Genomic DNA, 12,804 nt, shown 5'->3' with positions numbered 1-12,804 from the left:
CGCCACGGCGACGTTGGGCACGAACGCAGGGACACCAGCTCGGAGAGCTTGGTCTCCTCCTCCGGCGCCGCGTCCGGCTTGACGAAGTCCTCGCAGATGTCGCAGGTGAAGAGGTTCGCGGCCGCGATGGACATGATGGCCGCCGGGACGAGCGCGCCCATGCCGATCGCCGCGAAGGACGCGCCGGCGAACCAGCCCGGGGGAGGCCGGCGAGTCGGTCGTCTCCCCGGCCCGGTGGCTCGGCCACTCGGACCCGGGGTTCACGCTCCGGAAGTACACGCACCGCCGAGTCCCCGTACGGCGCGAGCCAGGGGAGCCGGGGACCCGCCGTCCCTGGGGTGAATCGTGCGCCCGCGCGGCTGCGTTCCGCCCCGCGCGGGTGCATGAGGCCGCTCCGCCATCGACGCGGTCTTCGCGTCGCCATGACCCCGAGCGGCCGGGAACAGCCCGCTCCCGGCCCAACGTCCCGGAGAAGTCCCAGAGGTGCCGCCGCACCCCCTCGCGACCCGCATCAGCGCGGGTCGGAGGGATGCGGCGGCATCTGCCGGTCAGATGTCCCGGAAGATCTCGATCTGTGCCCCGACCGAGTTCAGGCGCTCGGCCAGGTCCTCGTAGCCGCGGTTGATGACGTACACGTTGCGCAGCACCGACGTGCCCTCGGCCGCCATCATCGCCAGCAGCACGACCACCGCGGGGCGCAGGGCCGGCGGGCACATCATCTCGGCGGCGCGCCAGCGGGTCGGGCCCTCGACCAGCACCCGGTGCGGGTCCAGCAACTGGAGCCGTCCGCCGAGGCGGTTGAGGTCGGTCAGGTAGATCGCCCGGTTGTCGTAGACCCAGTCGTGGATGAGGGTCTGACCCTGCGCCGACGCGGCGATGGCCGCGAAGAACGGGACGTTGTCGATGTTCAGGCCGGGGAACGGCATCGGGTGGATCTTGTCGATCGGCGCCTCCAGCTTGGAGGGGCGGACCGTGAGGTCGACCAGGCGGGTGCGGCCGTTGTCCGCGGAGTACTCCGGCGACCGGTCGTGGTCGAGGCCCATCTCCTCCAGGACCGCCAGCTCGATCTCCAGGAACTCGATCGGCACCCGGCGCACCGTCAGCTCCGACTCGGTGACCACGGCGGCGGCCAGCAGGCTCATCGCCTCGACCGGGTCCTCGGAGGGGGAGTAGTCGACGTCCACGTCGATGTTCGGCACGCCGTGCACGGTGAGCGTGGTGGTGCCGATGCCCTCCACCTTGACGCCCAGCGCCTCCAGGAAGAAACACAGGTCCTGGACCATGTAGTTGGAGGAGGCGTTGCGGATGACCGTGACGCCGTCGTGCCGGGCGGCGGCCAGCAGCGCGTTCTCGGTCACCGTGTCGCCGCGCTCGGTCAGCACGATCGGCCGGTCGGGACGGACGGAGCGGTCCACCCGGGCGTGGTACTGGCCCTCGGTGGCCGCGATGTCCAGGCCGAACCGGCGCAGCGCGATCATGTGCGGCTCGATGGTCCGCGTACCCAGGTCGCAGCCGCCGGCGTACGGCAGCTTGAAGCCGTCCATGCGGTGCAGCAGCGGGCCCAGGAACATGATGATCGAGCGGGTGCGGACGGCGGCCTCCGCGTCGATCGCGTCCATCTCCAGCTCGGCGGGCGGGACGAGTTCGAGGTCGACACCGTCGTTGATCCAGCGGGTGCGCACGCCGATGGAGTTGAGCACCTCCAGCAGGCGGTACACCTCCTCGATCCGGGCCACCCGGCGCAGCACCGTGCGCCCCTTGTTCAGCAGCGAGGCGCACAGCAGCGCCACGCACGCGTTCTTGCTGGTCTTGACGTCGATGGCGCCGGACAGGCGGCGACCGCCGACCACGCGCAGATGCATCGGACCCGCGTAGCCCAGCGACACGATCTCGCTGTCCAGGGCTTCACCGATTCGGGCGATCATCTCAAGGCTGATGTTCTGGTTGCCGCGCTCGATGCGGTTGACGGCGCTCTGGCTGGTTCCGAGCGCCTCCGCGAGCTGCGTCTGTGTCCAGCCCCGGTGTTGCCGGGCGTCACGGATGAGCTTGCCGATGCGTACGAGGTAGTCGTCTGACATGAGGTTGAGGCTATCTCAGATATGAGATGGCGCCCGTCAGGGGGTCCATTCGGGTGACGCCGGTGACGGACTGTCAGGACCGGTGGGCCGAACGCATGCTGTGTACCCATAAAGATCGTGACAAATCCCCCGATGTCACCCGGGTGTCCGTTCGGCGCCGACCGTGCTCGCCGGGTGCGCGCCCCGGTCGGCGGGGACTCGCCGGCCGGGGGGGGGGGGGCCGCGACCGCGCTGCGGCGGGTGACGTACCGGAGCCCCGGGGCCGGGTCGGGCATGACCGAGCCGCGCCCATGTACTAGAGTTATCTCGACATCGAGATATCTGCCGAGGCGCACCGTAGCCGCCACTCCAGTAAGGCTTGCCTAACTTAGCCTGACCTCACTGGTTCGGCCGAGCCGGCGTGGCGGCACGATTGACGGTGGTACGCGCACATCAATGAAGGAGACTGTCGTGTCGGCGAACAGCTTCGACGCCCGCAGCACGCTGCAGGTGGGCGACGAGTCGTACGAGATCTTCCGGCTGGACAAGGTGGAGGGCTCGGCCCGCCTGCCGTACAGCCTCAAGGTCCTGCTGGAGAACCTGCTCCGCACGGAGGACGGCGCGAACATCACCGCCGACCACATCCGCGCCCTCGGCACCTGGGACTCCCAGGCCCAGCCCTCCCAGGAGATCCAGTTCACGCCGGCCCGCGTGATCATGCAGGACTTCACCGGCGTGCCCTGTGTCGTGGACCTCGCCACGATGCGTGAGGCCGTGAAGGAGCTGGGCGGCGACCCGGCCAAGATCAACCCGCTGGCGCCGGCCGAGCTGGTCATCGACCACTCCGTCATCGCCGACAAGTTCGGCACGAACGACGCCTTCAAGCAGAACGTCGAGCTGGAGTACGGCCGCAACAAGGAGCGCTACCAGTTCCTGCGCTGGGGCCAGACCGCCTTCGACGAGTTCAAGGTCGTCCCGCCGGGCACCGGCATCGTCCACCAGGTGAACATCGAGCACCTGGCCCGTGTCGTGATGGTCCGCGACGGCAAGGCCTACCCGGACACCCTGGTCGGCACCGACTCGCACACCACCATGGTCAACGGCCTCGGTGTCCTCGGCTGGGGCGTCGGCGGCATCGAGGCCGAGGCCGCCATGCTCGGCCAGCCGGTCTCCATGCTGATCCCGCGCGTCGTCGGCTTCAAGCTCACCGGTGAGCTCCAGCCCGGCACCACCGCCACCGACCTCGTGCTCACCATCACCGAGATGCTGCGCAAGCACGGCGTCGTCGGCAAGTTCGTCGAGTTCTACGGCGAGGGCGTCGCCGCCACCTCGCTCGCCAACCGCGCCACCATCGGCAACATGTCGCCGGAGTTCGGCTCCACCGCCGCGATCTTCCCGATCGACGACGAGACCCTGAACTACCTGCGCCTGACCGGCCGCTCCGCGCAGCAGGTCGCCCTGGTGGAGGCCTACGCCAAGGAGCAGGGCCTCTGGCTGGACCCGGCCGCCGAGCCCGACTTCTCCGAGAAGCTGGAGCTGGACCTCTCCACCGTCGTCCCGTCCATCGCCGGCCCGAAGCGCCCGCAGGACCGCATCGTCCTCGCGAACGCCGCCGAGCAGTTCAAGCTGGACGTCCGCAACTACGTGGACGACATCGACGAGGCGGGCAAGGAGTCCTTCCCGGCCTCCGACGCCCCGGCCGTCGCCCCGAACGGCTTCCCGAGCAACCCGGTCCCGGTGACCGCCGCCGATGGCACCACCTACGAGCTGGACCACGGTGCGGTGACGGTCGCGGCCATCACCTCCTGCACCAACACCTCCAACCCGTACGTCATGATCGGCGCCGCCCTGGTCGCCAAGAAGGCGGTCGAGAAGGGCCTCACCCGCAAGCCGTGGGTCAAGTCCACCCTCGCCCCGGGTTCGAAGGTCGTCACCGACTACTTCGAGAAGGCCGGCCTCACGCCGTACCTGGACAAGCTGGGCTTCAACCTCGTCGGCTACGGCTGCACCACCTGCATCGGCAACTCCGGCCCGCTGCCGGAGGAGGTCTCCAAGGCCGTCAACGACCACGACCTCGCGGTCACCTCGGTCCTCTCCGGCAACCGGAACTTCGAGGGCCGCATCAACCCCGACGTCAAGATGAACTACCTGGCGTCCCCGCCGCTGGTCGTCGCGTACGCCATCGCGGGCTCCATGAAGGTGGACATCACCCGGGACGCCCTCGGCACCGACCAGGACGGCAACCCGGTCTACCTGAAGGACATCTGGCCGACCGAGGCCGAGGTCAACGAGGTCGTCGCCAACGCCATCGGCGAGGACATGTTCGCCAAGTCCTACGAGGACGTCTTCGCCGGCGACGCCCAGTGGCAGTCGCTGCCGGTCCCGACGGGCAACACCTTCGAGTGGGACCCGGAGTCCACCTACGTCCGCAAGCCCCCGTACTTCGAGGGCATGGGCATGGAGCCGGCCCCGGTCGAGGACATCTCCGGCGCCCGCGTCCTCGCCAAGCTGGGCGACTCGGTCACCACCGACCACATCTCCCCGGCCGGTGCCATCAAGGCCGACACCCCGGCCGGCAAGTACCTCACGGAGCACGGCGTCGAGCGCCGCGACTTCAACAGCTACGGCTCCCGCCGCGGCAACCACGAGGTCATGATCCGCGGTACCTTCGCCAACATCCGCCTGCGCAACCAGATCGCGCCGGGCACCGAGGGCGGCTACACCCGCGACTTCACGCAGGAAGGCGCCCCGGTCTCCTTCATCTACGACGCCTCCCAGAACTACCAGGCCGCCGGCATCCCGCTGGTCGTCCTGGCCGGCAAGGAGTACGGCTCCGGCTCGTCCCGCGACTGGGCGGCCAAGGGCACCGCGCTGCTCGGCGTCAAGGCCGTCATCGCCGAGTCCTACGAGCGCATCCACCGCTCCAACCTCATCGGCATGGGCGTGCTCCCGCTCCAGTTCCCGGAGGGCGCCTCGGCCCAGTCCCTCGGCCTGACCGGTGAGGAGACCTTCTCCTTCTCCGGCGTCACCGAGCTGAACGAGGGCCGGACGCCGCGCACGGTCAAGGTCACCACCGACACCGGTGTCGAGTTCGACGCGGTCGTCCGCATCGACACCCCCGGTGAGGCCGACTACTACCGCAACGGCGGCATCATGCAGTACGTGCTGCGCAGCCTGATCCGCAAGTAAGCGGTAACGGCCCCGGCCGTTCAGGGCCGTATCCCCGGCAGCGGGGGTACGGCCCTTCGCCGTACCCGTGGCCGCGAGACCGCGCGCACCCTGCCCGCGCCGCTCCCTCCGGCTCCCGCGCGGTCGCCGGGGCACCCGGCAGGGCCCGGGCCGAACCGTCAGTCCCCGAGCTCCCCGAGGTCCTCCAGGTCCGCGAAGTCCCCGATCAGCCGCGAGAGGTCCGGCGCCGACAGCTCCGCCCAGATCACCTTGCCCTGGGGCGTGTAGCGGGTGCCCCAGCGCTCGGCCAGCTGGGAGACCAGGAACAGGCCCCGGCCGCCCTCGTCGGTCGTCGCCGCGTACCGCAGATGCGGCGAGGTGCTGCTGCCGTCGGCCACCTCGCAGATCAGCGTGCGGTCATGGATGAGGCGCACATGGATCGGGTCGGAGCCGTACCGGATGGCGTTGGTGAGCAGCTCGCTCAGCACCAGCTCCGTTGCGAAGTCCAGCTCGGACAGCCCCCACTCGGCCAGCTTGTCCGAGACCGTCCCGCGCATCCCCGACACGGCGGCCGGGTCGCGCGGCACGTCCCAGTCGGCGACCCGGTCGGCCGGCAGAGCCCGGGTGCGCGCGACGAGCAGGGCGACGTCGTCACCGGGGCGCTCGGGCAGCAGGCGCTCCAGCACCGCCTGGCAGCTCTCCTCCGGCGACCGGCCGGGGTGCCCCGCCAGCGCCCGGCGCAGCAGCTCCATGCCCTCGTCCAGGTCGCGCCTGCGGTCCTCGATCAGACCGTCGGTGTACAGGACGAGCTGGCTGCCCTCCGGCAGCTCCAGCTCGGCCGTCTGGAACGGCAGGCCGCCCAGGCCCAGCGGGGGCCCGGCCGGCACATCGGGGTAGGTGACGCTGCCGTCGGGAAGGACCAGCGCGGGCGCGAGATGCCCGGCCCGGGCCATCTCACAGCGGCGCGTCACCGGGTCGTAGATCGCGTACAGGCAGGTGGCGCCGACGATCTCGCCGGACTTCTCCGGGCAGGGCTCCTCCTGGTCGAGGCGGCCGACCAGGTCGTCCACGTGCTGGAGCAGCTCGTCGGGCGGCAGGTCGAGCGTCGAGAAGTTGTGCACCGCCGTCCGCAGCCGGCCCATCGTCGCGGCGGCGTGCAGACCGTGCCCCACCACGTCACCGACGGCCAGCGCCACCCGGCCGCCCGACAGCGGGATCACGTCGAACCAGTCCCCGCTCACCCCGGACTGCGCCGGCAGATAGCGGTAGCCGACGTCGAGGGCGCTCTGCTCGGGCAGGGCCCGCGGCAGCAGACTGCGCTGGAGGGTGACCGCGAGGGCGTGCTCGCGGGTATACCGGCGGGCGTTGTCGATGCTGACCGCGGCCCGGGCCACCAGCTCCTCCGCCAAGGTCAGCTCCTCCGCGTCGAAGGGCTCCCGCTTGGACCGCCAGAAGGTGGCCATGCCCAGGACGACACCGCGCGCCCGGATGGGGGCGGCGATGAGCGAGTGGATGCCGTAGTCCAGGATCCGCCGGGTCCGCTCGGGGTCCTGCGCCTGCCAGCCCTCGGCCCTGCTCAGGTCGGTCACCAGCTCGGAGCGTCCGGCGCCGTAGCCGCGCGCCTGCGGGGTGGAGGGCAGGAAGTCGATCAGCCGGCCCAGCTCGTAGAGGGGGTGGTCGTCCTGGACGCCGTTCACGGCGACCCGGCGGATGTCGTGCGCCGTCGGCGCCGGTTCCTCGCCGTGCAGGACGGCGTCGGCCAGGTCGACGGTGACGAAGTCGGCGAACCGGGGGACGGCGACCCGCGCCAGTTCGTCGGCCGTGCGGACCACGTCCAGGGTGCTGCCGATGCACAGCCCCGCGTCGTACAGCAGCTCCAGCCGCTCGCGGGCGGCCTCGGCCCGGCCGGACACCGCCTGGAGCTCAGTGGAGTCGCGGAGCGTCACGACGGTGCCCCGGGGGCCGCCCGCGTACTGCGTGGGCCGCTGGTTGACCGCCAGCAGACGCCCCTTGGCGAAGTGCACCTCGTCGCTGGCCTCGCGCCCGGAGGCGAGCAGCTCCACCGTCGCCGGGTCGAGTTCCGGCAGCTCCCGCACCGTGCGGCCCTCGGCGTCCGGGGGCAGCTCCAGCAGGCGCCGGGCCTCGTCGTTGGCGAGCAGCAGCCGGCCGTCGGGGCCGATGATGAGGACGCCCTCGCGCACCGAGTGCAGGACCGCGTCGTGGTGCTCGTACATGCGGGTCATCTCGTCCGGGCCGAGGCCGTGGGTCTGCCGTCGCAGCCTGCGGCCGACCAGGGCCGTGCCGCCGGTCGACACCACGAGCGCGCCGCCCCCGGCGGCGAGGATGATCGGCAGCTGCCGGTCCAGCTCGCTGGTGACGTGCTTGACCTTCAGCCCGGCGGAGACGAGGGCGACGACCTTGCCGTGGCCGTCGTCCACGGGCACGGTGGCCTGGACCTCGTGGCCCAGCGGGCCCTGGACGCTCTCGGTGTACACCTTCCCGGCCAGCGACGGCCCTATGGTGCCCACGAACCGCTCGCCGATCCGGGCGGGTATGGGGTGGGTGTAGCGGATGCCGTGGGTGTCCATGACCACGATGAAGTCCACGCCCGCCGATCTGCGTCCCGCCTCGGTCAGCGGTTGGAGGACACGGGACGGGTCGGGGCTCTTCAGGGCGCGCAGCAGGCCCGGGGCGTGGGCGAAGGTCTGCGCGACGGCTATGGACCGACGCCTGGCCTCCGTGCCGGTGTCCCGTTTCGACTGGAGCACGAGGGCGACGACGGCGCAGAGCACGAGCAGCATCACCAGCGCCACCTGGAGCAGGAAGACCTGTCCGGCGACGCTGCGGGGGCTCTTGTCGATCACAGTGCGCCATGAGAAGCGCCTGAATCGAACAGACGCGTCCGACATGCGGCATTTGTAGCATCACGTTCCGCCGGGTGGCTATGGTCCGTCCACGAGATGGACACGGGGGCCTCCGGCCTGCGGGCGGCCGGGCGGGGCCGTGGGCGGCGGGTGAGGCGGGTCTGCGGTGGTGCGTCAGCCGGGCCGGTCTCGCGGACTGGTGGCCACGGCGGGACCACGGCCAGTGGCCGGACGGGTGGGCGCACGCGCGGGATGCGGCGGGTCGGCGGTTCCGTTGGTCGAGCGGGCGACGGCGGGTTGGTCCTCGGATGGCTACGGCGGTCCCGTGTGGCGTCGGCGGGGCCGGGGCCGGGGCCGAGGCTGTGGGCGGCGGATGAGGCGGGTCTGCGGTGGCGCGTCGGCCGGGCCGCCTCGCGGACTGGTGGCCACGGCGGGACCACGGCCAGTGGCCGGACGGGTGGGCACGCGCGGAAAGCGCCGGATCAGCGGCCCGTTGGCCGAGCGGGGTTCGCCCCGGGTGGACACGGCGGGCCCGCTGTCGCCCGTCAGCCGGGTCGTCCACCCGCTTCCGGATCACCGCCCCGCCTCGCCTCGGGCACCGCCCGCCCCGCTCCGGACCCCCGCCCCACCTCCGAACCGCCCGCCCCGTCTGCACGCCCCCGCGTTCGGGCGGCCCCGCCCTTCAGGGCACGGCGGCCCGGTCACCGTCATCCGGTTCGGTCGCCCCACCCCCGCCCAAAGCGGTCACCGCGGCACGGTCGCCCCCGCGTTCGGGCCGCCCCCATCACCGGGGTCACCGCGGCCCAGTCGCCCCCGCGTACGCCCCCATCCCCGGGGTCACCACGGCCCGGTCGCCGTTGCCTGGTTCGGTACCCCCGCCCCCGCCCAACGGGGCACCGCGGACCGGTCCGCCGCCGCCCGCCCGACGGCGTCACGGTGGCCCGGTCACCGTGACGTGGGCGGGGCGTAGGAGGCGGTCGCCGAGGCGGTAGCCGGGGCGCAGGATCTCCGCGCAGACCAGCCGCCGCGCGCCCGGCGCCGTACGGTGCACGATCGCCTCGTGGCACGCCGGGTCGAACGGCTCGCCCTCCTCCCCGAACGCCTGGAGCCCCAGCGAGCCCAGCTGGGTCCGCACCGTGTCGGCGATGTCCTTCAGGCCGGGGGTCAGCGGCTCGTGCGCGCACGCCCGGTCCACGGCGTCCACCACCGGCAGGAGCGCCGTCAGCACGTTGGCGACGGCGATCTCCCGCACGGCCATGCGGTCCCGCCGCACCCGCTTGCGGTAGTTGTCGTACTCCGCCTTCACCCGCTGGAGATCGGCGGTGCGCTCGCGCAGCAGGCGCTCCACCTCGTCCGAGCTCCGCGTCCGCGCCCCGTCCATCGTCAGCCCGCCTCCGGCTTGTCGTCGTCGACGATCTCGGCGTCCACCACCTCGTCGTCCCCGCCGGCGCCCGCCGTACCACCGGCACCGGCCTGGCCGGTCTGGCCGGCTTGGCCTGCCTGCCCGCTCTGCCCGGCCTGCTCGCTCCGCGACCGCTCGTACAGTGCCGTACCGATCTTCTGCGCGGCCTGCGCGGCATGGTCCAGGGCCTGCCGGATCGCCGCCGTGTCCTGAGACTTCAGCTTCTCCTTCAGCTCGTCCAGCGCCGTCTGGGTCTCGGACTTCACGTCGGCCGGGATCTTGTCGCCGTTCTCCCTGATCAGCTTCTCGGTGGAGTAGACGAGCTGCTCGGCCTGGTTCCGCGTCTCCGCGGCCTCCCGCCGGGTGCGGTCCTCCTCCGCGTGCTGCTCCGCCTCCCGCACCATCCGGTCGATGTCGTCACGGGGCAGCGCCGAACCGCCGGTCACCGTCATCTTCTGCTCCTTGCCGGTGCCGAGGTCCTTCGCCGAGACGTGCATGATGCCGTTGGCGTCGATGTCGAACGCCACCTCGACCTGCGGCACCCCGCGCGGAGCGGGCGCGATGCCGGTCAGCTCGAACATGCCGAGCTTCTTGTTGTACGCGGCGATCTCCCGCTCGCCCTGGTAGACCTGCACGGTCACCGAGGGCTGGTTGTCCTCGGCCGTCGTGAAGATCTCCGCGCGCCGGGTCGGGATCGTCGTGTTCCGCTCGATGAGCTTGGTCATGATGCCGCCCTTGGTCTCGATGCCGAGGGACAGCGGGGTGACGTCGAGCAGCAGGACGTCCTTGACCTCGCCCTTGAGCACACCGGCCTGGAGGCTGGCGCCGACGGCCACCACCTCGTCCGGGTTCACGCCCTTGTGCGGCTCCTTGCCGGTCAGCTCCTTCACCAGCTCGGTGACGGCCGGCATCCGCGTCGAACCGCCCACCAGGACCACGTGGTCGATGTCGGACACCTTGATCCCGGCATCCTTGATCGCGTTGTGGAACGGTGCCTTGCAGCGCTCCAGCAGATCCGCGGTGAGCTGCTGGAACTGCGCGCGCGTCAGCTTCTCGTCCAGGTGCAGCGGACCCTCGGCGGACGCGGTGATGTACGGCAGGTTGATCGAGGTCTCGCTGGACGACGACAGCTCGATCTTCGCCCGCTCCGCCGCCTCCCGCAGCCGCTGCACGGCCATCTTGTCCTTGGACAGGTCGACGCCGTAGTTGTTCCTGAACTGCGTGACCAGGTGGTCCACGACCCGCTGGTCCCAGTCGTCGCCGCCGAGACGCGTGTCGCCGTTGGTGGCTTTCACCTCGATGACGCCCTCGCCCATCTCCAGCAGCGACACGTCGAAGGTGCCGCCGCCCAGGTCGAAGACGAGGACGGTCTGGTCGTTGCCCTTGTCCAGCCCGTACGCCAGCGCCGCCGCCGTCGGCTCGTTGATGATCCGCAGGACGTTCAGGCCCGCGATCTCACCGGCCTCCTTGGTCGCCTGCCGCTGGGCGTCGTCGAAGTACGCGGGCACGGTGATCACCGCGTCGGTGACGTCCTCGCCGAGGTACGCCTCCGCGTCCCGCTTCAGCTTCTGCAACACGCGCGCGGAGATCTCCTGCGCGGTGTACCGCTTGCCGTCGATGTCCCCCTGGTCGGGGAACCGCCACGAGTGGTCCCCCATGTGCCGCTTGACCGAGCGCGCGGTGCGCTCCACGTTCGTCACGGCCTGCCGCTTGGCGACCTCGCCGACCAGTACCTCGCCGTTCTTGGCGAACGCGACGACCGACGGCGTGGTCCGTGCGCCCTCCGTGTTGGTGATGACGGTGGGCTCGCCGCCCTCCAGGACGGAGACCACCGAGTTCGTCGTACCGAGATCGATTCCGACCGGACGCGCCATCTGCGTGCTCCCTCTTCCTCGTCGGCCCGAGTGCCCTACGGCCGCTCACCGGGTGGTTCCCAGCGCACCGGTCCCGCGCGCAGCGGCGGCTCGGCAGCCGCGCCGCCCGGCACGAAGAGGTACCGGAGGCGGGTCAGCGGGCTCGCCGCGGCGGCGGCGTCGGACGGAGCGCGGTGCCGGTGCCGGTGCCGGGACGACCGTTCGTACGCCCGGTCGTAGACCGCGCGCCGCACCGGGTCCCGGAGCGTCTCGTACGCCGTACGCACCTCGTCGAACCGGGCCGCGGTGACCGCGTCCACCCGGGTGTCCGGCCGCAGCTCCCACGCCCTGCGGCGGAAGGCGGAGGTGATCGCCCCGGCCGTGGCGGACGGCGCCACACCGAGCACCGCGTACAGGTCCGGCTCCACCGTGCGGGTCACCTCCTCACCCACCACGAACTGCGCGTTCGAACCGAATTGCCTATCAATCGGGATAAAACTTGAGTGGACGTGTGTCAAGTGCGGCCTATGCCGGGGCCGGCCGCTCCGGCACCCTGTGTCGCCGCAGGTCTTCGAGCAGCTCACCGGCCTCCTCGGGCGGCACCGAGACCGCGACCCGTGAGAGGTGTGCGGGGGAGGGGGTGGGCCACAGGTCGACGACAACGGCCGGGTACCCACTCCGCAGCGCGACGAAGTCCCGTCCGCGCGGATGCCGCCATTCGCCCAGGGGGCGGGCGGGCCGTCGCCGGCCGTGCTCCGGCTCTCCCCGCAGCGCGCGCCACCAGTCGGGCTCGGCCCACGCGTCCCTGATCACCGCGTCCGGCAGCCGGACCTCCCGGCGGCGCGCCCGGAGCCGCTCGCCCCAGGACAGCCGCACCACGAGGTCGTCGCCGTCGATCAGCAGCCGTGCCACGGAGACCTCCCGAGAGCGGAACTCCGGTACTTCTCTCCCCGCCGGGTTCCCCCACGCCGAGCCGCTGACCGAGGCGGGGGGAGAGAGACTGCCGACCCCGGCGGCTCGGACGCGAGCCCGGCGGGCGGGAGAGGAACCACCGGCCCCGGTGGCTCGGACGCGGGCCAGGCTCCCGCACCTCGGCCTCGTCGCCGCGCGAGTCCGGGGCGGCCCCGGCCTCCGCGCCTCTCCCTCGAACAGCGCGGCGACCGCGAGCCCGGACCGCGTCGACGCGATCACGGGCTCGCCGACGCCGGTGAACCCCTTCCGGCTCTGCCGGGCCGCTCTGGGCGGACCCGGTGGCGTTCGCACCGGGTCCGCGAGCCGGGCAGGCGAGGGGGGTGGGCTGCCTGTCCGGAGGGAATTGGCCTGTAACCGCGTGGCTTGTGCGGCGAGATGGCGAGCGACATCGTTGTCAATCGTCGTGCACATGACTCTACCGCCTCAACCGACAACGATGTCAAGCCATTTGGCTCGTCCGGCCGGGTGATGAGGGCGTACGCCTCCCG

7 protein-coding genes and 1 pseudogene are annotated in these 12,804 nt (G+C 71.8%); 1 reads left to right on the top strand and 7 read right to left on the bottom strand.

All coding sequences use genetic code 11. From position 1 onward, the window contains the following. Nucleotides 1-26 precede the first annotated feature (26 nt). Both AQJ11_RS52750 and AQJ11_RS27620 read right to left on the bottom strand, forming a co-directional pair. Nucleotides 27-200: pseudogene (locus tag AQJ11_RS52750) on the bottom strand (sodium:solute symporter); the annotation flags it as partial. 348 nt (nt 201-548) lie between these two features. After that, the gene (locus AQJ11_RS27620) at nt 549-2,078 is read right to left on the bottom strand and encodes a helix-turn-helix domain-containing protein (protein ID WP_014675621.1); all 1,530 of its coding nucleotides are present in this window, start codon (nt 2,076-2,078) and stop codon (nt 549-551) included. 450 nt (nt 2,079-2,528) lie between these two features. Here AQJ11_RS27620 and acnA point away from each other — a divergent pair, with 450 nt between their 5' ends. Next, nucleotides 2,529-5,246, top strand: coding sequence for an aconitate hydratase AcnA (acnA, locus tag AQJ11_RS27615; protein ID WP_014675622.1), 2,718 nt, complete (start codon nt 2,529-2,531; stop codon nt 5,244-5,246). Nucleotides 5,247-5,404: 158 nt separating this feature from the next. Here acnA and AQJ11_RS27610 read toward each other — a convergent pair whose 3' ends face one another. From AQJ11_RS27610 to AQJ11_RS27590, 5 genes are all read right to left on the bottom strand, one after another. Next, on the bottom strand, nt 5,405-8,134 hold the full coding sequence (locus tag AQJ11_RS27610; protein ID WP_208616626.1) for a SpoIIE family protein phosphatase: 2,730 nt from the start codon (nt 8,132-8,134) through the stop codon (nt 5,405-5,407). Between the two features lie 886 nt (nt 8,135-9,020). Then, nucleotides 9,021-9,470: a nucleotide exchange factor GrpE gene (gene grpE / locus AQJ11_RS27605; protein WP_059264846.1), complete on the bottom strand. Its 450-nt coding sequence runs from the start codon at nt 9,468-9,470 to the stop codon at nt 9,021-9,023. Nucleotides 9,471-9,472: 2 nt separating this feature from the next. After that, complete coding sequence (gene dnaK / locus AQJ11_RS27600; protein ID WP_058082375.1) at nt 9,473-11,365, bottom strand: molecular chaperone DnaK; 1,893 nt, start codon at nt 11,363-11,365, stop codon at nt 9,473-9,475. 35 nt (nt 11,366-11,400) lie between these two features. After that, the gene (locus AQJ11_RS27595) at nt 11,401-11,784 is read right to left on the bottom strand and encodes a J domain-containing protein (protein ID WP_244218367.1); all 384 of its coding nucleotides are present in this window, start codon (nt 11,782-11,784) and stop codon (nt 11,401-11,403) included. A gap of 85 nt (nt 11,785-11,869) precedes the next feature. Beyond that, nucleotides 11,870-12,256, bottom strand: coding sequence for a hypothetical protein (locus AQJ11_RS27590; RefSeq protein WP_059264842.1), 387 nt, complete (start codon nt 12,254-12,256; stop codon nt 11,870-11,872). Nucleotides 12,257-12,804: the final 548 nt, after the last annotated feature.

It is taken from the genome of Streptomyces corchorusii, from assembly GCF_001514055.1.
In the GTDB taxonomy this organism is placed as follows: domain Bacteria; phylum Actinomycetota; class Actinomycetes; order Streptomycetales; family Streptomycetaceae; genus Streptomyces; species Streptomyces olivaceoviridis.
Note: the sequence above shows the minus strand (reverse complement) of the source record. Positions and strands in the feature narration are given on the sequence as shown.

Bases quoted from the DNA above. Each gene is read 5' to 3' on its own strand.
- AQJ11_RS27620 (WP_014675621.1), bottom strand. From the start codon at position 2,078: ATGTCAGACGACTACCTCGTACGCATCGGCAAGCTCATCCGTGACGCC.
- AQJ11_RS27610 (WP_208616626.1), bottom strand. From the start codon at position 8,134: ATGTCGGACGCGTCTGTTCGATTCAGGCGCTTCTCATGGCGCACTGTG.
- grpE (WP_059264846.1), bottom strand. From the start codon at position 9,470: ATGGACGGGGCGCGGACGCGGAGCTCGGACGAGGTGGAGCGCCTGCTG.
- dnaK (WP_058082375.1), bottom strand. From the start codon at position 11,365: ATGGCGCGTCCGGTCGGAATCGATCTCGGTACGACGAACTCGGTGGTC.